The organism is Neobacillus camarae, assembly GCF_054950115.1.
This window is the reverse complement of the sequence record NZ_JBUCKX010000003.1, coordinates 626,487-649,597: the sequence shown is the minus strand read 5'-3', so window position 1 is coordinate 649,597 and position 23,111 is coordinate 626,487. Positions and strand designations below refer to the sequence as shown.

The 23,111-nt window shown below is 42.3% G+C and carries 20 protein-coding genes; 18 read left to right on the top strand and 2 right to left on the bottom strand.

Translation table 11 applies throughout. From position 1 onward, the window contains the following. The first annotated feature begins 225 nt into the window (after positions 1 to 225). From ACY8D0_RS18475 to mntR, 6 genes are all read left to right on the top strand, one after another. Positions 226 to 1,629, top strand: coding sequence for a cytochrome ubiquinol oxidase subunit I (locus ACY8D0_RS18475; RefSeq protein WP_462411968.1), 1,404 nt, complete (start codon positions 226 to 228; stop codon positions 1,627 to 1,629). A gap of 1 nt (position 1,630) precedes the next feature. Further along, on the top strand, positions 1,631 to 2,644 hold the full coding sequence (gene cydB / locus ACY8D0_RS18470; protein WP_462411967.1) for a cytochrome d ubiquinol oxidase subunit II: 1,014 nt from the start codon (positions 1,631 to 1,633) through the stop codon (positions 2,642 to 2,644). Next, positions 2,644 to 4,359 (top strand): thiol reductant ABC exporter subunit CydD, encoded by a 1,716-nt coding sequence (cydD, locus tag ACY8D0_RS18465; protein ID WP_462411966.1) that lies wholly within the window; start codon positions 2,644 to 2,646, stop codon positions 4,357 to 4,359. The genes cydB and cydD overlap by 1 nt, the downstream gene beginning before the upstream one ends. Beyond that, on the top strand, positions 4,360 to 6,102 hold the full coding sequence (cydC, locus tag ACY8D0_RS18460; RefSeq protein ID WP_462411965.1) for a thiol reductant ABC exporter subunit CydC: 1,743 nt from the start codon (positions 4,360 to 4,362) through the stop codon (positions 6,100 to 6,102). A 114-nt stretch (positions 6,103 to 6,216) separates the two neighbouring features. Beyond that, positions 6,217 to 8,388 (top strand): DNA topoisomerase III, encoded by a 2,172-nt coding sequence (locus ACY8D0_RS18455; RefSeq protein ID WP_462411964.1) that lies wholly within the window; start codon positions 6,217 to 6,219, stop codon positions 8,386 to 8,388. A gap of 96 nt (positions 8,389 to 8,484) precedes the next feature. Then, positions 8,485 to 8,910 carry a transcriptional regulator MntR gene (gene mntR / locus ACY8D0_RS18450; protein WP_462411963.1) on the top strand — a complete coding sequence of 142 codons (426 nt, stop codon included), beginning with the start codon at positions 8,485 to 8,487 and terminating at the stop codon, positions 8,908 to 8,910. Between the two features lie 36 nt (positions 8,911 to 8,946). Here mntR and ACY8D0_RS18445 read toward each other — a convergent pair whose 3' ends face one another. Both ACY8D0_RS18445 and metA read right to left on the bottom strand, forming a co-directional pair. Then, positions 8,947 to 9,159 (bottom strand): DUF3892 domain-containing protein, encoded by a 213-nt coding sequence (locus ACY8D0_RS18445; RefSeq protein WP_462411962.1) that lies wholly within the window; start codon positions 9,157 to 9,159, stop codon positions 8,947 to 8,949. Positions 9,160 to 9,246: 87 nt separating this feature from the next. Then, positions 9,247 to 10,155 (bottom strand): homoserine O-acetyltransferase MetA, encoded by a 909-nt coding sequence (gene metA, locus ACY8D0_RS18440; protein WP_462411961.1) that lies wholly within the window; start codon positions 10,153 to 10,155, stop codon positions 9,247 to 9,249. Between the two features lie 211 nt (positions 10,156 to 10,366). Here metA and ACY8D0_RS18435 point away from each other — a divergent pair, with 211 nt between their 5' ends. From ACY8D0_RS18435 to ACY8D0_RS18380, 12 genes are all read left to right on the top strand, one after another. Continuing rightward, positions 10,367 to 12,049 carry a formate--tetrahydrofolate ligase gene (locus tag ACY8D0_RS18435; protein WP_462412501.1) on the top strand — a complete coding sequence of 561 codons (1,683 nt, stop codon included), beginning with the start codon at positions 10,367 to 10,369 and terminating at the stop codon, positions 12,047 to 12,049. A gap of 15 nt (positions 12,050 to 12,064) precedes the next feature. Continuing rightward, positions 12,065 to 12,604 carry a hypothetical protein gene (locus tag ACY8D0_RS18430; RefSeq protein WP_462411960.1) on the top strand — a complete coding sequence of 180 codons (540 nt, stop codon included), beginning with the start codon at positions 12,065 to 12,067 and terminating at the stop codon, positions 12,602 to 12,604. Between the two features lie 337 nt (positions 12,605 to 12,941). Then, positions 12,942 to 13,790, top strand: a complete 849-nt coding sequence (locus tag ACY8D0_RS18425; protein ID WP_462411959.1) for a DegV family protein — start codon at positions 12,942 to 12,944, stop codon at positions 13,788 to 13,790. 73 nt (positions 13,791 to 13,863) lie between these two features. Next, a complete protein-coding gene (locus tag ACY8D0_RS18420) occupies positions 13,864 to 14,505 on the top strand; it encodes an HD domain-containing protein (RefSeq protein WP_462411958.1) in 642 nt (213 codons plus the stop codon). A 3-nt stretch (positions 14,506 to 14,508) separates the two neighbouring features. Beyond that, a complete protein-coding gene (locus ACY8D0_RS18415; RefSeq protein WP_462411957.1) occupies positions 14,509 to 16,398 on the top strand; it encodes an ABC-F family ATP-binding cassette domain-containing protein in 1,890 nt (629 codons plus the stop codon). Positions 16,399 to 16,477: 79 nt separating this feature from the next. Further along, on the top strand, positions 16,478 to 17,614 hold the full coding sequence (locus ACY8D0_RS18410) for a conserved virulence factor C family protein (protein WP_462412500.1): 1,137 nt from the start codon (positions 16,478 to 16,480) through the stop codon (positions 17,612 to 17,614). Positions 17,615 to 17,676: 62 nt separating this feature from the next. Continuing rightward, entirely contained in the window at positions 17,677 to 18,114 is a 438-nt protein-coding gene (locus ACY8D0_RS18405) for a BrxA/BrxB family bacilliredoxin (RefSeq protein ID WP_462411956.1), read from the top strand. A 142-nt stretch (positions 18,115 to 18,256) separates the two neighbouring features. Next, the gene (locus ACY8D0_RS18400; RefSeq protein WP_462411955.1) at positions 18,257 to 18,850 is read left to right on the top strand and encodes a YpjP family protein; all 594 of its coding nucleotides are present in this window, start codon (positions 18,257 to 18,259) and stop codon (positions 18,848 to 18,850) included. A gap of 96 nt (positions 18,851 to 18,946) precedes the next feature. Next, positions 18,947 to 19,528, top strand: a complete 582-nt coding sequence (locus tag ACY8D0_RS18395; RefSeq protein ID WP_462411954.1) for a TerD family protein — start codon at positions 18,947 to 18,949, stop codon at positions 19,526 to 19,528. Between the two features lie 76 nt (positions 19,529 to 19,604). Further along, entirely contained in the window at positions 19,605 to 20,378 is a 774-nt protein-coding gene (locus tag ACY8D0_RS18390) for a TerC family protein (protein WP_462411953.1), read from the top strand. Between the two features lie 240 nt (positions 20,379 to 20,618). Beyond that, the gene (locus ACY8D0_RS18385) at positions 20,619 to 21,815 is read left to right on the top strand and encodes an HpcH/HpaI aldolase/citrate lyase family protein (protein WP_462411952.1); all 1,197 of its coding nucleotides are present in this window, start codon (positions 20,619 to 20,621) and stop codon (positions 21,813 to 21,815) included. Beyond that, the gene (locus tag ACY8D0_RS18380) at positions 21,757 to 23,106 is read left to right on the top strand and encodes a phosphoribosyltransferase family protein (RefSeq protein WP_462411951.1); all 1,350 of its coding nucleotides are present in this window, start codon (positions 21,757 to 21,759) and stop codon (positions 23,104 to 23,106) included. The genes ACY8D0_RS18385 and ACY8D0_RS18380 overlap by 59 nt, the downstream gene beginning before the upstream one ends. Positions 23,107 to 23,111 lie beyond the last annotated feature (5 nt).

Sequence of the window (23,111 nt, the reverse complement as noted above, 5' to 3'; positions counted from 1 at the left end):
GGCTAATAAACACTAGGAATAATTTCATACATAAGACACAAATTCGTCACAATTATTTCCATTCGTATTGGTTAAATTTGATAATATATAAGTGAGAAAAATCACAATTCAAGAATAGTATTCAGACATGCCTTACATACCATACCTATTTTTTTAAATCTATTTGTGAAATTGTGAGCAAAGTAACGTAAACACCATGTTTATATTAAAAAAGGAGGAGTTTAAGTGGATCCGGTTTTTTTGGCAAGAACCCAATTTGCCGCAACAACTATTTTCCATTTCTTCTTTGTTCCGCTTTCCATAGGCCTTGTGCTGATGGTTGCGGTCATGGAAACATTCTACGTGGTTAAAAAAGATGAACTCTACAAAAAAATGGCAAAGTTTTGGGGGCATCTGTTTTTAATTAATTTTGCGGTGGGGGTAGTAACAGGGATTATCCAGGAATTCCAGTTTGGTATGAACTGGTCTGACTATTCCAGATTTGTAGGGGATGTTTTTGGTGCCCCGTTGGCCATTGAAGCGTTGCTTGCCTTTTTTATGGAATCAACCTTTATTGGAATTTGGATTTTTGGCTGGGAGCGTATATCGAAAAAGCTGCATTTGGCGTGTATTTGGCTTGTGTCATTAGGAACGACATTGTCGGCTGTATGGATTCTGACCGCCAACTCATTTATGCAAGTTCCTGTCGGCTTTTCGATAAAAAATGGACGTGCGGAAATGAATGATTTTCTCGCTTTGATTACTAATGGCCAGTTGTTCGTGGAATTCCCGCACGTGATTACTGGAGCCATTTGCACCGGTGCCTTCTTCGTGGCGGGTATCAGTGCCTACAATCTGCTAAGAAAACGACATTTGGTTTTCTACAGAAAATCAATGAAAATGGCCATGATTTTCGGACTCATTGGAAGCATCGGTGTTGCGCTTAGCGGACACTCCCAGGCACAATATCTTGTCAAAACGCAGCCTATGAAAATGGCGGCGGCAGAGGGGATTTGGGAGAATACAGCAGATCCAGCTCCATGGTCGGCATTGGCAATTATTGACTCGAAAAATCATGAAAATACATTTGAACTAAATATACCCTATGCTTTAAGCTTTTTATCTTATTCAAAATTTGAAGGAAGTTTGAAAGGGATGAAAACCCTGCAGCAAGAATACAAGGCTAAATACGATTCTGTTGTAGGCGAAGGGACAAATTATATACCGCCGGTCAAAACTACCTATTGGAGCTTCCGGTTAATGATTGGTTTTGGGATGCTGATGATCCTTCTCCCTATTATTGGTCTATTCCAGTTAAGAAGAGGCCGTCTGGAAAAAAGCGCATTATTGTTAAAATTCTTTCTTCCTGGGATTGCGTTTCCGTTTTTGGCGAACACATTTGGCTGGATTATGACCGAAGTGGGACGCCAGCCTTGGACGGTGTTTGGTCTAATGACAACAGCTGATGCCGTGTCACCGAATGTCCCTGCCGGCATGGTACTATTTTCAACTATTTTGTACCTTGTTGTCTTTACCATTCTATTTGGGGTAATGGTTTACTTAATGGTTCGTGAAGTGAAAAAGGGTCCAGATCAACTGTCCGAGCATGGAGAACATCTATCCACGGATCCATTTAAGGTAGGTGCTTAAGATGGAATTAAGCGAATTATGGTTTGTATTAATTGCTATTGTGTTTATAGGATTCTTTTTTCTTGAGGGCTTTGATTTCGGGGTGGGCATGTCATCAAGGTTTTTGGCTCGAAATCAGTCGGAACGGACCGTATTGGTTAACACGATAGGCCCTTTTTGGGATGCAAATGAAGTATGGCTCTTGACAGGTGGCGGAGCAATCTTCGCGGCTTTTCCTAACTGGTATGCGACTATGTTCAGCGGCTATTACTTACCCTTGTTTGTTGTCCTGCTTTGCCTGATCGGACGGGGGGTATCGTTTGAATTCCGCCGCAAGGTTGAAAATCCACGTTGGACTAACATTTGGGATTGGGTCATTTTTATCAGCAGTTTGCTGCCGCCGTTCTTGTTGGGTGTCTTGTTCACAAGCATGTTACGAGGAATGCCCATCCAAGAGGATATGAACATGTCGGCTGGATTTTCAGACTTTATTAACATCTACTCCTTATGGGGCGGGGTCACTGTAACGCTTCTCTGTTTCTTGCATGGATTGCATTTCCTTACCTTAAAGACAGCCGGGGAAATCAGAAAGCGTGCCGCAAAGTTAGCGAAAAAAATTAACTTGGCCGTATTGGGTTCGCTCGTGGTGTTTGTCGGGTTATCCTGGTCCATGACCGACATCTTTCAAGTCAGGCTGGTTCCCGAACTAATTATCGTGGTGTTAATTGTGTTTGCCTACGGTGCCGGCTTTTATGCTGTGTCAACAAACCGGGAAGGATGGGCGTTTACACTTTCAGGCATGGGCTTGGCATTGACCGTTTCGGCTATTTTTGTCGGGTTATTTCCGCGTGTCATGATTAGCTCAATTAACAAGGCCTTTGACTTAACCGTATACAATGCTTCAAGCGGAGGATATTCCCTAAAAGTCATGACCATTGTAGCATTTACCATATTACCTTTTGTTCTCGGTTATACAGTCTGGAGCTATTATATATTCCGAAAACGGGTAACGGATAAGGAGCATTTAACTTACTGATGGATAGAGCAATGTTTTCCTCCGAAGGAATCAAACCGGTTTTATGGAAAATAGGAATCTTAACTGTCCTGCAGGGCGCCATGATTATCTTGCAGGCCTATACATTGGCTGCAGCAATCTCCTCTTTATTTAGAGGAGATTTGCTTCACAATGTAAGCGATGACTTGGCCATTTTTTTATGTGCCATTTTTTTTCGTAAACTTCTTGTTGTGATGAAAAAGAAAACTGCCTTCCATTTTGCGGCAAATACATGTGATCGTCTACGTAAATCCCTCGTCCAAAAACTATTCCAACTAGGACCCCAATATATAAGCGAAGTAGGTACCGGGCAAACAGTTACACTGGTCATGGACGGCATTTTCAAATATCGCGGTTATCTCGAGCTGATTGTCGTTAAAACAATGAATATGCTGATTATACCTGTGGCCATTGTGGTTTATAGCTTTTGGTTTCATGCCCGTTCCGCTATAATCTTGCTGGCTGTTATGCCGATATTAATTGTTTTTATGGTTTTGCTTGGACATGCTGCAAAGAGTAAAGCAGACCGCCAATTTCAGTCCTACCAAATGCTTGCGAATCATTTTATAGATTCCCTAAGAGGACTTGAAACACTAAAATATTTAGGGCTTAGCAAACAACATATAAAGAATATCAAGAAGGTGAGTGAAAATTACCGGCACGCGACCATCTCAACGTTAAAAATTGCCTTTCTGTCAACGTTTGCGTTGGATTTTTTCACCATGTTGTCGATTGCCACTGTTGCTGTTTTTTTAGGTCTGGGGTTAATAAACGGAACGTTACAATTGTCACAAGCGTTAACCATTTTGATTTTAGCTCCAGAATATTTTCTTCCTGTCAGGGAATTCGGTGCGGACTACCATGCAACCCTTGATGGAAAGAACGCGGGGAAGAAGATATCTGAAATATTAGCGGAAGAATCGTCCCTTCCATCCATGGGAGAGGCAATGTACTGGAGCGCGAACGGTTTGTTTTCGATGCGGAAGGTGAATGTCCGTTATTCAGATAACGATAAAGCGGGCCTAAGGGATATCGATTTTACGGTAGCTGGAGCCAAAAGGATAGGAATCATTGGAGCAAGCGGTGCCGGTAAATCCACATTTATTAATCTGTTAAGCGGGTTTATTACCCCAGTATCGGGAGAGTTTCAAATAAACGGAAATAAATTGCCTACACTGTCAGTACGGAATTGGCGGGACCAAATAACCTATATTCCGCAAAGTCCATATGTATTTAACGATACGATGTTAAATAATATTCGATTCTATCATCCTGAAGCGGCTGATTGGGAAGTGACAGAAGCTATTAAAAAAGCCGGTTTGCATGAGGTCGTCCAATCGTTACCAAACGGTCTGAACACTTTAATTGGAGACGGCGGACGTGATTTAAGCGGGGGACAGGAACAGAGGATTGCGATTGCACGTGCGTTTTTAGGGAGGCGGCCTATCATTATCCTCGATGAGCCGACAGCCCATCTCGACATTGAGACGGAGGCAGAAATAAAGGAAACCTTGCTGGAGCTATTTTCAGGCAAATTGGTGTTTTTTGCCACCCACCGGTTGCATTGGATGGTGGACATGGACGAAATCATCGTCATGGATAACGGACGGATTGTTGAAACAGGCTGCCACAATGAATTAATGGAAAGAAAATCGGTGTATTACCATCTGATTCAGGCCCAAAAAGGAGAATTCTAAATGGATAGAGAAAAATGGATATTACCCTATATACGGCAATACCGACGTCTGTTCATCCTTTCCATTTTTTTGGGGTCGCTCACATTGCTTTTGGGAGGGGCGTTAATGTTCACTTCTGGGTATTTAATATCGAAGTCGTCAACTCAACCTGAATCCATTCTTATGGTATATGTACCCATCGTAGGCGTGCGTGCCTTCGGACTGGCACGGGCAGTTTTCAGCTACGTTGAAAGGTTGTCCTCCCACTCATTTATATTAAGAATTCTTTCAGGCATGAGGATGAAATTATATAAACTGGTGGAGCCACGAGTACTCTCGCTTCATGCTTCATTTCGGACGGGCGATATTTTGGGGCTGCTTGCCAATGATATTGAACTGCTGCAAAATTTTTATTTAAGAACTTTGCTACCTGCAGTTGTATCTCTCGTTATTTATGCTGTCATTGTGATTAGTACAGGGTATTTCTCCATTCCCTTTGCCATCCTGCTCGCGGTGCTGGTCGGGCTCTTGGTATTTGTGGGCCCGATTGTGTCACTGATTTTTAACCAAAAGAGGAATCAAAAGCTAAAAAGGACCAGGAATGTGCTTTATCAACAATTCACAGATGGCATAATGGGCATTGGTGATTGGATTTTTAGCGGGAATGATCCTCAGTTTATTGAAAACTATGTTCATCAAGAAAAAGCAATATTCGAAATTGAAGCAAGAAAACAAGCTTTTGCGAATTGGCGTGATGTATTAAACCGGTTTGTTTTGGGAACGATTGTGGTTTCTTCTATTGCCTGGGCAAGCGGGTTGTCGCAAAGCGGGAAAATTTCACCTGAATTTATTGCTGCTATCGGTCTTGCGATGTTATCTATCTTAGAGTCGTTGTTACCTCTATCTGGAGAATTCAGTGAAATGACGGTTTATCAGGATGCATGGAAGCGCCTTGAAAACATTGGAACCCCTTTTTCAATGGAAAAGGGATTGGATATTAGTCATTCGTTTACTGACGGGTCTGACCTGTTGCTTGAAGTGGACCAGCTTTCATTTGGTTACAATTCAGAAAAGCTTCTGTTAGACCATGTGAATATCTCGATTAAACAAGGGGAGAAAATTGCAGTATTGGGCAGGAGCGGTACCGGTAAGTCGACACTGCTAAAACTGATACAAGGCTATTTGCCGCCTACAGCAGGCGAGGTGCGAATGAACGGACAAAACGTGTTTCATTTCAGTCCGGAAATCACGAAATGGATGAGTGTATTAAATCAAAAGGCTTATTTATTTAATACCACTTTAATGAACAATATTCGGTTAGCAAAACCTGATGCTTCAGATGAAGAGGTCCGTCAAGCTTGCAAACTAGTGCAACTTGATGAAATGATCAACCAATTACCCAATGGCTTCGAGACGAATATGCAGGAAACAGGGCAGCGGTTTTCGGGTGGTGAACGGCAGAGGGTGGCATTGGCCCGCATCCTTCTGCAGGATACCCCCATCGTGCTGTTGGACGAACCAACCATCGGTCTTGACCCGATAACGGAAGTAAGGCTGTTAAAAACGATTTTTGAAACATTAAAGGGTAAAACAATCATTTGGGTGACCCATCATCTCACAGGCATGGAACATATGGACCGACTTTTATTTCTTGACCAAGGTGCCATTTCCATGGAGGGCAGTCACTCAGTTCTCATTCAGACTGAAGAAAAATATCGAAGGTTATACGAACTGGATCATCCCTTTGAAACACAAGGTCTATAACTTTTTGTCTTTACTTAACATCAAAATAACAGGTAAAATGAAGAGCAAAGTTTTCTAAAGGGGATTTCTTGATCCCATAAAAAAGCATGTTCCACCTTAAAAAGGGGTTATCATATGAAATTGATTATTGCTGAAAAACCAGATCAAGGATCAACTCTAGCATCTGTTTTTAAACATAAAAGACAAAATGGATTTATAGAGGTGTATCCGAACGAGCTTTTTCCAGAGGGAGCCTTTGTTACTTGGGCAATTGGACATATTTGTCAACTGGTTCAGCCTGAGAAATACAGGCAGGACTGGAAAAAGTGGTCGTTGGATAATTTGCCTATGATACCTGAGCATTTTGAATATGAAGTGACGAAAGATAAATACAAACAATATGAAGTGATAAAAAAATTAGTCTCTGATTCCCGCGTGAGTGAAATCATACATGCCGGCGATGCCGGGCGTGAGGGAGAATTAATTGTCCGAAACATACTAAGATTGACCCATTGCCGCAAGCCAATGAAACGACTTTGGATTTCTTCGTTGACGGCTAATGCGATTCGTACGGGATTCCAAAAGCTTTTAGAGGAGCAGGAAACGAGAAATCTTTATTTTGAAGCATATACACGTGCCTGTGCTGATTGGGTAGTAGGCATGAATGCCTCACGGCTTTACAGTCTTCTTCTGCAAAAACGCGGCTTTTCTGATGCTTTTTCTGTCGGCAGGGTTCAAACGCCAACCTTGGCCTTGATTGTAAAACGGGAGCTGGAAATTGAGAATTTTAAGTCTGAACCGTTTTGGGAAGTAATCGCCCACTTTTTAGTCAACGGTAAAAAATATACCGGGAAGTGGCAGTTAGAAGGGGAGACCAGAGTCAATAAGAGAGAAATGGCTGAAAAGGTAGCCGCCTTCTGCCGCGAAAAGAGCGCCGAAGTCAGTGAAGTAAAATCTGAACGAAAAGAATTTTTACCGCCACTGTTATTTAATCTGTCCGCTCTCCAAGCGGAAGCAAATAGACGTTTCAAATTTTCACCGAAAAAAACCTTGGATGTTCTTCAAGGTTTATATCAGAGAGGGCACGTGTCTTACCCGAGATCTGATTCGCGGTATGTTACCAAAGAGGAAGCCGGTAATTTTCCTGAAATTCTTACTAAAATAAGTCAGTTCACCGATTACCAAAGCTTTTTTCCACTCCCAATTTCCTCAATTGCAGAAAATTCGCGGTATGTAAATGAAAAAAAAGTTACGGATCACTATGCGATTATACCGACTGAACAAGTGCCACGAATGGAGAAGCTCAGCCAAGACGAGAAAAAAATTTACGACCTTATTGTCAGAAGCTTAATCGCGGCACATTATGATAAATCCATTTCCGAGTATACAACCGTAACGACCTTAATCGAGGGCAGGGCCCGGTTTCTCTCTAAGGGAAAAGTACAGCTTGCCGAAGGATGGCGCAAGGTAATCAGCCATAAAGAGAAAGACGATGAACCGGTCCTTCCATCGCTCACTGCCGGTGAAACAGGGCAAACAGTGAAAGTGGAAGTAAAGGAAAGCCAGACCCAGCCACCCAAACGTTACACCGAGGGTCAATTGATTACACTAATGAAAACAGCGGGAAAGCATATAGACGATAAAGAGCTTGAGAAAATATTATCGAAGACCGAAGGATTGGGGACGGAGGCTACCCGCGCGGGAATCATCACGATGTTGAAAGACCGCGCTTATATAGACGTCAAAAAAAATCTCGTTTATGCAACCTCAAAGGCAAGGATTTTAATAGATGCCATCGGGAAGGAAATACTCGCCTCACCAGAAATGACTGCAAAGTGGGAACAGAAATTACAGCAAATTTCAGAAGGGGATGCTTCACCGGGACAATTTATGGAGCAGACGAAAAAAATGGTTCAGCATATAATTTCTGCAGCCGTAAATCATTCGGACAGCTGGACTTTTTCGGATGAGGTAGCGAACAGTTTTTCTCCAGGTAAGCCAAAGTTTAAGAAGCGTAGTCCAACAAAACTGGGACCTTGTAAGAAATGTGATGGATATATAATCGATAAGGGCGATTTTTACGGTTGTTCAAATTATCATAAAAATCATTGTAATTTTACCATCTCTAAAAAAATACTTGGAAAAATGATTACCCAAAAGAATATTAAATTACTTCTCTCAGAAGGTAAAACTGATCTGATTGAAGGGTTTGTCAACAAGGAACGCACCTTTAATGCCAGTCTAATGTTGGATGAAAAAGAAAGCCGGTTGAAATTTTTATTTGAACAGGCCAATATAAATTCCTAATAGGGCGAGTATATTGATTAAGTGATAAACTGCCTTGTCACTCTTATTTTTCTATAGTAAACTTTTTAATGAAGATAGACTTTTGGAGGGTATGGGATGCCAACACCTAGTATGGAAGATTATATTGAACAAATTTATATTCTGATTGAAGAAAAAGGATACGCCAGGGTTTCCGACATTGCGGAGGCGCTATCCGTACATCCCTCCTCAGTTACTAAAATGGTACAAAAACTTGATAAAGATGAATATCTAGTGTATGAAAAATACCGCGGCCTTGTGTTAACCGTGAAAGGGAAAAAAATCGGCAAGCGTCTGGTGTTCAGGCACGATTTATTGGAGCAATTTTTAAAAATTATCGGGGTTAAGGATGAAAATATTTATCATGATGTCGAAGGCATTGAACATCATCTTAGCTGGGATTCTATCGATCGTATCGGAGATCTGGTTCAATATTTTGAGGAAGACCCCTCACGGGTGGATGCACTGAGAGAAATCCAAAAACAAAACGAAGAAAATGAATAAATTTTAAAAGGCTGGCTCTATTTCAGAGTCGGCCTTTTAAAATAAAGTGGGCAAATAATCAAAATCCATGTCTTGGTCAGGAATTAGCATGCTATGTCCATTGGGGGCCTCTTGTTTTTGGACACCCCCGATTACCCCATTCTCTGTCTCAATTAATGCCTTCTGGTAAGAAATGACCCTTCCACCTGAAGTAACAAAGCTAATAATATCTCCATAATGATTTCGGTGTACCCCAACAATTGTTTCCATCAACATCCCTCCTATAAGATACTATTATGACTACTTTTAAGGAAAATCATCCTTACTGTAAAAAAAACCTGCCAAATTGGCAGGCTATTATCTCCAAATAAATGGTGTCTCCTGATATACATAGTAATTAAGCCAGTTTAAGATAAATAAGTGCCCATGCGACCGCCAGCGGTTTATTGGCGGCTGGGTCGGGTCGTTATCGGGGAAGTAGTTTTCCGGCATATGAATCTCTAATCCCCGTTTTAAATCCCGCTCATATTCCTGTGCCAAAGTGTCAGACTCATACTCCAGATGACCTGTTATCATGACATGTTTTCGGTCGGTGGAAGCGATCAACAGGGCCCCGGCTTCCTTGGATGCAGCTAGTAACTTTAGCTTTGAATTGCTTTGGATGGCTTCAATAGAAACGTCCGTGTAACGGGAATGTGGCGCATAAAACTGATCATCAAACCCGCGCAATAGGATATCATTTTGCTCAACAATTTGATGGGCATAGATACCAGAGCATTTCCTGGTTAATTCAAATTTGTCAATTCCATAAAAGTGGTAAAGAGCAGCCTGTGCACCCCAGCATATATGTAAGGTGGACGTAACGTTTGTATTGGTCCATTCCATGATATCCGTTAATTCCGACCAATACTTGACCTGCTCGAAATCCATTAGCTCAACAGGCGCACCTGTAATAATCATGCCGTCAAACTTTTGATTCCGAATTCGTGTGAAGTCTGTATAGAATTGTTCAAGATGCTGTCTGCTTGTATGTGTAGATTCATAGGATAGGGTTTTGAGAAATTGGACATTGACCTGTAGTGGTGAGTTTCCCAGCAGCCTTAATAACTGTGTTTCTGCCGTTTCTTTATCAGGCATTAAGTTCAAAATTAAAATATTAAGCGGCCGGATATCCTGGCTGACAGCCCGCTCATCATCCATAATAAAGATATTTTCCTGCTCTAAAATTTCCCGTGCCGGCAAGAGTCTTGGAATGTTAATAGGCAAACAATCATCCCCTTTGTAAGTAGTTTTTATTGGACATTTGGCCACACTTAAAGAGTATTAAAAAAATTCAATGTTTTAATTATATACATTATTGGAATTTTAGGAAAGATACTATTTTGGATAATCATTAAATCTCGGAATAAAACAAAGAATTTGATACAATAAAGAAGAAAATGATTCTAATCTGGATTGAGGGGGACACATATCGGTGATGCATACAACAATCAAATCAGATATTGAAATTGCCCAGGCAGCAAAGATGTTGCCGATTAAAGAAATTGCTAATAAAATCGGCTTAGAAGAAAATGACCTTGAACTGTATGGAAAATACAAAGCTAAAATTTCGAACGAAGCATTAACCAAAATCAACAACAATAAAACAGGTAAAATTATTCTGGTCACTTCGATTAACCCAACCCCTGCCGGAGAAGGGAAATCAACGGTAACGGTTGGATTGGGAGATGCTTTTAACCGTATTGGGAAAAAAGCCATGATTGCCATAAGGGAGCCTTCCTTAGGACCGACCATGGGGATTAAAGGTGGTGCGACCGGCGGGGGTTACTCGCAGGTTCTGCCGATGGAAGATATTAATCTCCATTTTACCGGGGATATGCATGCCATCACGACGGCAAACAATGCTCTTGCAGCATTTCTTGATAACCATCTTCACCAAGGAAATGAATTAAATATTGACCCTAGAAGGATTGTGTGGAAGCGCGCGGTGGATTTAAACGATCGCGCATTAAGGAATGTTATTGTCGGACTTGGCGGACCGGGACAAGGAGTGCCAAGAGAGGATGGCTTCCAAATCACAGTGGCCTCCGAAATTATGGCCGTACTATGTTTGGCTTCTGACCTCAAGGATTTAAAGACAAGGTTATCAAGAATAGTAGTTGCCTATAATGATCATAAAGAGCCGGTCACGGTCGGCGATTTGCGTGTCGAGGGAGCCTTAACCTTATTGCTCAAGGAAGCGATAAAGCCAAATCTTGTTCAGACAATCGAGCATACCCCAGCCTTGGTCCATGGCGGTCCGTTTGCCAATATTGCCCATGGCTGCAACAGTGTGATTGCGACACGCGCGGCATCCAAGCTTGCGGATTATGTGATTACGGAAGCAGGTTTTGGAGCCGATCTGGGAGCGGAAAAGTTTTTAAATATAAAATCCCGAATGGCGGGAATTAAGCCGGAAGCTGTTGTTATTGTGGCGACCATCCGTGCATTAAAAATGCATGGAGGCACACCAAAAGATGAACTAGCTGACGAAAATATTGACGCATTAAATAAAGGTTTTGCCAACCTGAAAAAACATATTGAAACCATTAAAAGTTTTGGCCTGCAGGTCGTGGTTGCGATAAATAAATTCGTGACAGATACCGATGCCGAGGTGGAAACATTATTGGAGTTATGTAATCGGGAAAAGGTCCCTGCCGCCTTAACGGAAGTTTGGGCAAAAGGCGGTGAAGGAGGAATCCTGCTAGCAGAAAAACTATTAGAAGTATTGGCTCGCGAAGAAAACAATTTCCACCCGTTGTACGAACTCACTGAAACGATTGAACAAAAGGTCAGAACGGTGGTTCAAAAGGTATATGGTGGAAAAGAGGTAGAGTTTTCAGCTGCTGCCAAAAGACAACTAAACGATTTTGATAGATTCGGCTGGTCCAATTTACCGGTTTGCATGGCGAAAACCCAGTATTCCTTATCTGATAATCCCGGCAAACTTGGCAGGCCAACAGATTTTACAGTCACAGTCAGGGAATTTAAGCCATCCATTGGTGCAGGTTTTATCGTTGCATTAACGGGGGATGTCATGACGATGCCAGGTCTCCCTAAAAAACCGGCAGCCTTAAATATGGATGTGGATGAAGCTGGCAATGCAACCGGACTTTTTTAAAGGAGTAATGAATGCATGTTTGATCCCACAGCATTTGACAATATGAAGGTCATCATAGAGGGCGCTTTTTATGATATGGATTTAACTGGCCAAATCGTCATTACGGACCGGAATGATTGGGTAAATATAGCAAAGATGTCCCGCTTGTTTACAATCAATTTTCGTATGTCTGAGGAAGGTCAAGGTAAAACAGCCGCTAAAATGGAGCTGGAATCGGGACTGGAGAATTTGGCGGCCGAACTGCTTCCCGGTTCCCAAGCGGAGCAATCAGCAGGTTGTTATGTGAAGCTCCAGTATTTCCTCGAACATGCAAATGACCCAGAAATGTTCCGCAAAATTGAAGAATTGCTGGCGGAAAATTGGGGGAGTACAAGGGAAATTGCCCAAACGGTCCAATACAATCCACTAGTTCCGTCCGAAACCATAAAAAATGTGGCCACGGTTGACTTTCGTCGTCTGGTCAGCGAGGAACAGTTGGATGACTTGATGGATATGATTTGGATTATGCGGAACACTTTACAAGAATTAAACGAACTTATTCATGGCTCTCAATAAAAGGAAAACAGGGATAACTGCCCCAGGTGGAGTATCCCTTGTTTTTTGGCTCTATAAAACGATAATATTAATTTTTTTAACTCTGTTGTTTGGAGCGGAAGGCGCCGCTTGACTCCTGGGGGAGTACGGGGGCAGGGGGGAAACCCCCGCAGGCGCTTCTGGAGCCGGGGAGGCCCCTCCGGTACGCCCACGGGGGTGCTTGAGCTTCTTCCACTGTAAACAACTGTCAATTTAACAGGGCTTTAAAATTAATATTTACAATATTCAGATTTGAATGTAACATGATTATAACTATATGTTAAGACCAGATACTAAATTTAAATAAGGAGAGATGGCCTTGGCAAAAACGGCTTGGGTAACAGATAGTACCGCTTTTTTAGATGAAGAGTTAAAAAATCATCCCGATTTATATACGGTACCACTAACAATTTCTCTCGACGGCAAAGAATTTACTGATGGGGTGGATTTAACACCTGCCGAATTATTTGAAAAGCTAAAACATCTGAAAACCCCTCCAAAGACGTCACAGCCGTCTATTGGTGCGTTTCAAACATTATACCAACGCCTGGCAAATGATTACGACCAAATTGTATCTGTGCTGATTTCCGGAAAACTGAGTGGAACAGTTTCCTCCAGCGAGCAGGCGGGGAACCTGGTAGATATTCCGGTAATCACATTGGACTCACAAATCCTAACCTATCCGATGTCTGCTTTGTTAAAAAAGGGAATCGAGATGACAGAAGCAGGGGAACCTCTCGAAACAGTAATCGAAAAACTGGAGAAAATTAGGAATACCGGAGAAACCTATGTGCTCGTAGGAAGTCTAGAGCAGCTTCACCGTGGCGGAAGAATGTCGGGCCTGCAATTTTTCCTCGGCAGTATGCTAAATGTCAAGCCGATTATCTCTTTTGACAATGGTGCTTTATTCGTCAAGGAAAAAGTGAGAAGCGAGAAAAAGGCCAAAGATAAAATTCTCGATTATTTCCATCTGGCAAATGAAAAAAACCATATTAAAGAAGTTTATATTCTCTACGGCCTGCATCGAGAGCAAGCGGAGGAATGGCGGCGGCAGTTGGAGACAGAATACCCCCAGCTAAAAATAACATGCTGCCCACTCGGTGCGGTTATAGGAGTGCACGCAGGGGAAAATACGATAGGGATTAGCTGGTTTAACGGATTATCATGACCCCGGAGTTTTGGGGTTATTTTTTTTCGCCTCTTCATGATAAAATAGCAGAATGAAGGCAGGTGCAACGCAAGTGAAACAACAGATAATTGGAACAACCGAGCAGTTTGTCCGTAACCAATTAGGAAGCGACGCGACCGGGCACGACTGGTACCATGTCGATCGTGTCAGAAGGAACGCGCTGATTATATGCAGAGAAGAACAAGCGGGCAATCCATTTATTATTGAGATGGGAGCGCTGCTTCATGATATCCCCGATGAGAAACTCAATGAGAGTTTAGCCAGTGGGGAACGAAAACTAGAAGATTTCCTGTTAACCGTCCCGTTGACAGCGGATGAAAAAGGAATGATAAGGCAGATCATTTCATCGATTTCCTTTAAAGGCGGAAAAGGTACCGAATTAACCATGCCGGAAGCCAAAATAGTCCAAGACGCTGACCGATTGGATGCGATAGGCGCAATTGGCATTGCACGTGCGTTTGCCTATGGAGGAAAGAAGGGGCAGCCCATTTATGAACCCGACCTTAAGGTAAGGGAAAACATGAGTCTTGAAGAATATCGGAACGGAAAGTCCTCTAGTATTCATCATTTTTACGAGAAACTACTTAAACTAAAAGATTTATTAAATACAGATTCTGCCAGGAGGATGGCAGAGAAGCGCCATCAATTCATGGAGGTATTTTTAGATCAATTTTATCAAGAATGGAATGGTTAAAGCATGAAAATGTTAACGGTCGAAAATGTAACGAAAACTTATGGGGAAAAGCAATTATTTGACCAAATTTCTTTTACAATCGGCGAGAAGGAACGTGTCGGGTTAATTGGCGTTAACGGAACAGGTAAGTCATCGTTACTAATGATTGTGGCCGGATTGGATACTCCCGATGCTGGGAAGGTCATTACAGGCAAAGACTATTCCATCTCCTTGTTGCTGCAAAAGCCTGATTTTGAAACAGACCGTACGGTGCTCGAACAAGTATTCCTTGGGGATGCACCGATTTTAAAATTGTTGCGGGAGTATGAAAATGCTTTGCTTAAGTTGAATAATGACCCAGGCAATGCAGCTGATTTGGACGAGCTATACCGCTTGCAAAAACAAATGGACGCCCTTAATGCCTGGGATGCAAGCAGCAATGCTAAATCCATTTTAACAAAATTGGGAATCACTGATTTTAATCAAAGGGTCGGGCAAATGTCTGGCGGTCAAAAAAAGCGGGTAGCCTTGGCACAGGTTTTAATCGCTGAACCGGATCTGCTCATTCTGGATGAACCGACCAACCATTTGGATTTTGAGACGGTTAAATGGCTGGAAGACTATTTAAGCCGGTACAAGGGTTCGATAATGGTTGTTACACATGACCGTTACTTTTTGGATCGGGTCACTAACCGGATTTTTGAATTGGACGGAGGAAAGCTATACAGCTATAAAGGTAACTATGCAGCTTTCTTGGAAGCAAAGGCAATTCGAGAAGAGAACGAAGTCGCTGTATATGAAAAAAAGAAAAATCTGTACCGGCGGGAATTGGAATGGATTAGGCGCGGGGCGCAAGCAAGGTCCACCAAGCAAAAGGCCCGGATTGGAAGATTTGAAGAATTAGACGGCCAAGTGTCTAACGGTAAGCCTGCCGCTGAAAAATTGGATATTTCACTTAATGGCAGCAGGTTAGGAAAGCAAGTGTTCGAACTTAAACATGCCGCCAAACGTTATGGCGACAAACCTATTCTTGAGTCATTTGATTTACTTATAAAGCCTGGGGATCGGATTGGCATAATCGGTCATAACGGAACGGGAAAATCAACATTTTTGAATATCTTGGCCAAGAGGATTCCGCTTGATTCCGGTGAATTTAATATTGGACAGACTGTTAAAATCGCCTATTACACTCAGGAAAGCGAGGATATGGATGAAACTAAGCGGATGATAGAGTACATTAAGGAATCCGCAGAAGTCGTGGAGACATCAGATGGAAAGACGATATCGGCTGCCCAAATGCTGGAACGGTTCCTTTTTCCGGCCTATACACACGGGACCCCGATCCGGAAGCTTTCAGGTGGTGAGAAACGACGGCTATATTTGTTAAAAATCCTGATGACAGCACCTAATGTTTTGCTGCTTGATGAGCCGACAAATGATCTCGATACGCAAACACTTACAATTCTGGAAGATTACTTGGAAGAATTTCCTGGAGTCGTAATTACCGTTTCCCATGACCGGTATTTCCTTGATAAAGTGGCCAGTCAGCTGCTTATTTTTAACGGGGATGCGAAAATTGGCACTTTTTACGGAAACTATAGCGAATATCTAGAACAAGCGGATAGCGAGGAAACAAAAAAAGAAGTAAAGGCTCCACCTGCTCCAGCCAAAGCATCTGAAAAAGAAAAAAAGAAAAAGCTCACCTTTAAGGAACAAAAAGAATGGGAAGAAATCGATGAAACGATTGCCCAAACAGAAGAAAAATTGGAAACTGTGACAAAAGAAATGGAAAAGTGCGAAAGCGACTTTACGAAATTGCAGGAACTGATGGCGCAAGCATCTGAATTGAATACGAAACTAGAGCAATTAATTGAGCGATGGACCTATCTTGCTGAAATAGCTGAAAATAGCTAAAACAAATGCATAATATGTGAATGAACCGTAATCAATATGATAAACTTGTAAAAGAAAACAGAGGAATCAGGTGATTGTGGTGAAAATTATCTCGATAGAACCAACGCCCAGCCCGAATACAATGAAAATTACCCTCGACCAGGAACTGCCAATGGGGAAAAGCCATAACTATAAAAAAGATACTATACAAGATGCACCTTCGATTATTCAGGCCATCCTTCAAATTGAAGGGGTTAAGGGTGTATACCATGTAGCGGATTTCCTGGCTGTGGAGCGAAATGCGAAATACGACTGGAAGGAATTATTGCCCAAGGTCCGTCAGGCTTTTGGTGAAAATATCTCCGGTGTGATGGATGCTCAGGTGTTTGTTAACGACCATTTCGGTGAGATAAAAGTAGAGGTCCAAATGTTTAAGGACATTCCGCTTCAGGTTAAGCTAACAGATGGAACGACGGAAAAGCGGTACGGGATGCCGGAATATTTTCTGCAAGCCAGGGAAAGGGCCCAGCTTCAGGATGACAATTATATTTTACTCCGAAAATGGAAAAATCAAGGGGTTAGATACGGTGAATTTGACCAGGTAGGTCATGAGGTAATCGACGAGTTAATAGCATCCTTTCCACGTGAGCGGCTGGAAGACTTAATAGCCAAAGCGACTGAAGGCGAAACGGCGATAGGAGCCAAAACAAAGAGGCCTCGAAACAAAATTAGGGTTGAAGACTTGACTCATCCTGACTGGCAGGTTCGCTATCAAGTGCTTGAGCAAATGGATGACCCTGATGTTGATGACCTGGCGGTACTTGAAAAAGCATTGGAGGATGAGAAACCTTCCATCCGCAGATTGGCTGCCGTCTACCTTGGGATGATTGAAGATAAGGCAGTGTTGCTGCCGCTCTATAAAGCATTGCGCGATAAAACGGTCACTGTCCGAAGAACAGCAGGAGATTGCTTATCCGACTTGGGGTTTCCGGAAGCTATCCCCGAAATGGCGAAGGCATTACAAGACCCGAGCAAATTGGTGCGCTGGAGGGCAGCGATGTTTTTATACGAACTGGGTGATGAATCGGCGTTGCCGGCTTTAAAAGCTGCAGAAAACGATCCTGAATTTGAAGTCAGCATGCAGATTAAAATGGCTATTGAAAGGATTGAAGGCGGCAAAGAGGCAAAGGGATCTGTATGGAAGCAAATGACAGAATCCCGAAAAGGCGATGCTTGAGAATAAAGATTTCTGAAAAAATGATAATTAAAGTCAATGATTAAATATTGGAGGAATTTAATATGTCTAATGCTTATGAAGAATATATGCGCCAAATGGTGGTGCCGATGCGTGAAGAACTGACGAGAGCGGGGTTTAAGGAGTTAAATACAGCGGAACAAGTTGAAGAATTTATGGGGAATGCCGATGGGACAACATTGGTAATTGTCAATTCAGTTTGTGGCTGTGCGGCCGGACTTGCACGGCCTGCTGTCATACAAGCGGTTGCAGCCAGTGAGAAAAAACCAGAACATCTTGTTACGGTGTTTGCCGGCCAAGACAAGGAAGCCACTGCAAAGATGCGCGAGTATTTTACAGGAATCGAGCCTTCTTCACCATCTATGGCCGTTCTAAAGGGAAAAGAAGTCGTTCATTTTATTCCAAGGCACGATATTGAAGGAATGCCAATGGAAGCTGTGATGCAAAATGTACTAAATGCGCTGGAAACCAATTGCAAATAATTTGGAAGTGAAAACTGGCGGTTTAAAAAAACTGCCAGTTTTTTTAAAAGTAACTTTTCTATTTATTCGAAAAAGCAGTATAATAAAGGATATCCTTTCCATAAAGTACAAACATATGTAAATGAATTTGGGTGAGTTGCACATGTATAAATGGCTTCGAAAAACGCTTTTTGTCATGGTATCTGTATTAACCTTTGGACTTGTCACACCAACCCAGCTAATGAATCCCGCAAAGGCTGATAGTCCAACAGACCGAGATGCCTTTGAAATTCCTTCTCCGGGCAGTTATTCACATGTTACGGCTGCTGGTTCCGAGGAATCCGAGTTTAATAGAGATAGTTTTGTAGAGTTTTTATTAAAACAGGCAGAGGACCAATCCTATCAAAAATTCGGAAGTAGAATCAAGCCGGTAATCGAAGATGAGTTTCGGGATGTAATATTGCCTAACATTGAACTTGCAATTGAGGAAACTGCCAGCCGGCTGCCTGATGAACAGATAAAGAACCTTGCGATTACTGAACAGCCGGGGAGCGGATATTCGGAAAAAATTTTTCATATAAAAAATCATGAATCTGGGAAAGATATTCTTCGATTCCATGTTAGAAGAGATCAGCCGCCACAAGAGGGATACTGGTTTAACTTTCATTACCATACTTACGAGGATGACTTTCAAACCCACCATCAGTTAGGATCCATCTACTGGGCGAAAGATACCCCGCCAAAGTGGATGTGTTAATATTTGCGAATATAAGATAAAAAATTTTATATTATAGATGAAACTTTTTTTAGGAAAATCCGTAAATAATCTATAACCAATATTGGAGGAATGAACATGGCAATTAGTTTATCAAAAGGTCAAAAGGTGGATTTAACCAAAACAAATCCTGGTTTGACTAAAGTGGTTGTTGGACTTGGATGGGACACCAATAAGTATGACGGTGGCCATGACTTTGACCTGGATTCTTCTGTTTTCTTGCTTGGTGAAAATGGAAAAGTGACAACGGAAACCGATTTTGTTTTCTATAACAATCCACAAGGAGCCAATGGCGCAGTTGTACATACAGGAGATAACCGGACAGGTGACGGCGATGGTGATGATGAGCAGGTCAATATTGATTTAACAGCTATTCCTTCATCAATTCAACGCATTGCCTTTACGATTACGATTCACGATGCGGCCAGCAGAAATCAAAATTTTGGACAAGTTTCCAATGCTTATGCACGTATTTTTAACGAAGCTAATGGAGAGGAACTTATCCGGTATGATTTAGGTGAGGATTTCTCGATTGAAACAGCCATTGTTGTTGGGGAACTATACCGCCACAACGGGGAATGGAAATTCAGCGCCATTGGAAGCGGCTATCAGGGCGGTTTAGCAGCACTTGCCACTGATTTTGGCTTACAGGTAGGTTAAGGTAAAAGGCAGAGACCCGGCGATGAGCTCGGGTCTCTTTACAAATTTTTCATCATCGTTTGGAGGAACATCGTTTATGTCAGTTTTACAAGGAATTTTGGATACATATTCTCAATTTTTCGATTGGCACATGTGGGGGGTAGTGTTAACTGACCCTGTCGCTTGGGGACTCATCGGGACGCTAATTGTTCTGGAAGGATTGCTATCAGCCGACAACGCGCTTGTTTTAGCCGTCATGGTTAAGCACCTTCCGAAAGATAAACGGAAAAAAGCCTTATTTTACGGGTTGTTAGGCGCATATACATTCCGGTTTATAGCCATTGGAATTGGGGTATATCTCATTGAGTTCTGGTGGGTAAAAATTCTCGGGGCCGCATACCTTGCTTGGCTATCCATTAAATATTTCATGGACAAGCGTAAAGAGTCTGACGAGAATGTGGAAGAAGCGGAAGAGGGTATTAACAAGGGCGGTTTGTTAATCAGGATGTTCGGGACCTTTTGGGGAACTGTCGCTTCTGTCGAATTAATGGATATCGCCTTTTCAGTTGACAGTGTCCTAGCTGCATTTGGGATTAGCAACGAAGTATGGGTACTGTTAATTGGCGGTATGCTCGGTGTATTAATGATGCGGGGGGTAGCCGGGATCTTTTTAACGCTGATTGACCGGGTGCCTGAGCTGGAGACCACCGCCTATATCCTCATTTTAATCATTGCGGTAAAAATGTTCTTAACCGTGTTCCATATTGAAATGAGTCATGTGCTCTTCTTTATCATTCTGCTTGTAACATTTGTCATTACGTTTGTTATTCACTTTATGAACAAGAAAAAGGAAGCGGGCAAGGAAAATTAATTATGGAAATCTGTTTAACAGAGGGAGAGGACGAGAGTTGTCTCCTTTATTTTTTTACCTAAGCTCTATTAAATATGGGTGTTGATTGCATAGAAAGAAGCTCACTTTTTGCGAGCGTGCCGAGCTCCCCACCCCCTTATTCCCGCAGGAGTCGTGTGCGCTTGCTGCTCCATTCAACAGAGTTAAAAAATCAACATTATCGTTTAACAGAGTCTTTACCTTAAGATAAGGAGCATAAATATGAGGTTTTTTTCCTACTTTTATGATGATGAATTAGCGCAATATTTCTATCAAAAACCGCAGGACTTTAATAAATATACTGACCAGGAGCTCCTCGCCTACGGGTTGGGGGCGACCCTGTATATGCCCGCAACCCGGCCGAATATCCACCAGGAAATTCTTACTAAAAAACATGAGGGATTAACATCCCTGGTGATAGATCTGGAGGATGCTGTTGGTGACCATGAGGTGGAGTCAGCGGAGCAATCATTGATTGTCGAATTGCTTAAGTTGGATGAGGAACTTCATAAAGGGTTTATCACAATCGGGGATTTGCCTTTGATGTTCGTAAGAATTCGTTCACTCGGCCAATTACAACGAATCGTGGCACAAGTGAAGGAATCCATACGAGTATTGACAGGAGTGGTTTTGCCAAAGTTTAGTCCTGATACAGGGGAAGCATTGCTAAAGGAAGTCCAACGCCTTCATTCTGTTCACCATCCTTTTTATGCCATGCCTATTTTAGAAACCGCAAATGTAATACAAAAAGATACGAGATTAAGAGAGTTAATCAATATTAAAACATTAACGGACCAATATAAGGAAAATGTATTGAATATTCGGATAGGCGCGACTGATTTTTGCGGACTATACGGAATCCGCCGGGGTGCCGATAATACGGTGTATGATATAGCCGTTTTACGGGATACAATTTCAGACATTATTAATATCTTTCAAAGATTTGACAGCCCGTATATTGTTTCAGGACCCGTATGGGAGTATTTCTCCTCAGGCGACCGGATCCTTAAGCCGCAATTAAGACAAACGCCATTTCGGGAACGTTATGGCGAGGAAGGGGTTAAGTGGAGAAAACAATTGATTAACCAACATTTGGACGGGTTAATTCAAGAGGTGTTGCTCGACGTTGCCAATGGATTAACCGGAAAAACAATTATACATCCAACACACATAAAAGTGGTTCAAGCCCTTAATGTTGTTACATATGAAGAATATATTGATGCTCTAAATATTGTAAAAGCAGCGACTGGTGAAGTGGGCGTAATGAAAAGCCACTTTGCCAATAAGATGAATGAAATCAAGCCCCATTTATATTGGGCCCAAAAAACGTTATTAAAATCAAAGCTTTACGGGGTGTTACATGAAGACGTCACAAATCTTGACCTTATCAAAAAAGAAGTATACCTTTCCTATTCTTGATTCAATTGAAGCCGAAATTAGCATAACGGAGAATCCTTATAATCTAGCAATGGATGAGTTATTTACCATGGCCGCAAGGATCAACAAAAAACGTTCGTTCTTATTCGTGAGCAAGGTACTGGGGAAACATTTGCCAGTGAATCCCAATAAAGGTCTGGCTGCGGCAGCCTTGCTTGCTGCACGATACCAAGAGAGTGTTAAGGGGATGGACTGCCCTGAGAGAGAAGAACTATTATCGATTTTTTTTAACGGGGGCTCCATTCAAGAAATACCATTTATTCCACCTGCAGTGAACCCGGTCATTATCGGTTTTGCAGAAACGGCGACTGCCCTGGGGCATGCCTTCTTCGATTGCTTCCATGCTGCGGACTATTTTCATACGACGAGGGAGGAGCCAGCCGAAAGGAAACCTGAAATCACATTTGAGGAAGAGCATTCCCATGCCACTTCCCACCGCTGCTATATTCCACATGAAGTGTTGGAAAACGACCGGGAAATTATTCTCGTGGATGATGAAATGACAACTGGAAAAACGGCTCTCAACATTATCCAATCGTTACACGCCAGATTTCCCAGGAAGGAATATACGGTTGTTTCCATATTGGATTGGCGTTCCGGGCAAAACCGCCAGGAATTTTCCCGTATAGAGCAGAAATTGGGGATCACTATTCACGCAGTCAATCTGCTTTCTGGAAATGTCAATATCAGGGAGCTAAAAGAACTGCCAACCCGGGCCGTGCAAACCCTGAAGACAGCAAGAACAGCAATGGATCTTAAATCCTTGGATCTGGGAGCATTTTTTACTCCAACCCAATTCACATCTCTTAAGCAGCAAAATAACGCTCCCTATATTAAGGAAACGGGCCGGTTTGGCATTTCCAGTGATGAAAATCAAAGGCTGTATGAAACAATTTGCAGGGCCGGTGAATATTTAACGGCCCATCGCCAAGGAGAACACACACTCTGCCTTGGTACAGGTGAATTTATGTATCTTCCTATGAAGCTTGCAGCGGAGATGGGCAACGGCACATACTTTCAATCTACCACAAGGAGCCCCATCTTTGTGGTAAACCAAGAGGGATACGGGGCCAGACATGGATTATCGTTCCCTTCACCAGAAGATCATGAGGTAGCTCATTTTGTCTATAATATTCCTGCCGGGCACTATGATGAACTGTTTTTATTTTTTGAAAAAGAGCCTCCATGCAAGGCCCTTGAACCCTTATTACGGGAACTTGGCAAAACTCAAATCAAATCAATTAAACTAGTAAGCTGTTCAAAAGAGAGGTGATTCGC

What these genes read in the sequence shown, in the direction of transcription:
- cydD (WP_462411966.1), top strand. Translation starts at nt 2,644, where the DNA reads ATGGATAGAGCAATGTTTTCCTCCGAAGGAATCAAACCGGTTTTATGG.
- ACY8D0_RS18395 (WP_462411954.1), top strand. Translation starts at nt 18,947, where the DNA reads ATGGCAATTAGTTTATCAAAAGGTCAAAAGGTGGATTTAACCAAAACA.
- ACY8D0_RS18415 (WP_462411957.1), top strand. Translation starts at nt 14,509, where the DNA reads ATGAAAATGTTAACGGTCGAAAATGTAACGAAAACTTATGGGGAAAAG.
- cydC (WP_462411965.1), top strand. Translation starts at nt 4,360, where the DNA reads ATGGATAGAGAAAAATGGATATTACCCTATATACGGCAATACCGACGT.
- ACY8D0_RS18400 (WP_462411955.1), top strand. Translation starts at nt 18,257, where the DNA reads ATGTATAAATGGCTTCGAAAAACGCTTTTTGTCATGGTATCTGTATTA.
- ACY8D0_RS18390 (WP_462411953.1), top strand. Translation starts at nt 19,605, where the DNA reads ATGTCAGTTTTACAAGGAATTTTGGATACATATTCTCAATTTTTCGAT.
- ACY8D0_RS18455 (WP_462411964.1), top strand. Translation starts at nt 6,217, where the DNA reads ATGAAATTGATTATTGCTGAAAAACCAGATCAAGGATCAACTCTAGCA.
- ACY8D0_RS18445 (WP_462411962.1), bottom strand. Translation starts at nt 9,159, where the DNA reads ATGGAAACAATTGTTGGGGTACACCGAAATCATTATGGAGATATTATT.
- ACY8D0_RS18385 (WP_462411952.1), top strand. Translation starts at nt 20,619, where the DNA reads ATGAGGTTTTTTTCCTACTTTTATGATGATGAATTAGCGCAATATTTC.
- ACY8D0_RS18430 (WP_462411960.1), top strand. Translation starts at nt 12,065, where the DNA reads ATGTTTGATCCCACAGCATTTGACAATATGAAGGTCATCATAGAGGGC.
- cydB (WP_462411967.1), top strand. Translation starts at nt 1,631, where the DNA reads ATGGAATTAAGCGAATTATGGTTTGTATTAATTGCTATTGTGTTTATA.
- mntR (WP_462411963.1), top strand. Translation starts at nt 8,485, where the DNA reads ATGCCAACACCTAGTATGGAAGATTATATTGAACAAATTTATATTCTG.
- ACY8D0_RS18435 (WP_462412501.1), top strand. Translation starts at nt 10,367, where the DNA reads ATGCATACAACAATCAAATCAGATATTGAAATTGCCCAGGCAGCAAAG.
- ACY8D0_RS18405 (WP_462411956.1), top strand. Translation starts at nt 17,677, where the DNA reads ATGTCTAATGCTTATGAAGAATATATGCGCCAAATGGTGGTGCCGATG.
- ACY8D0_RS18380 (WP_462411951.1), top strand. Translation starts at nt 21,757, where the DNA reads ATGAAGACGTCACAAATCTTGACCTTATCAAAAAAGAAGTATACCTTT.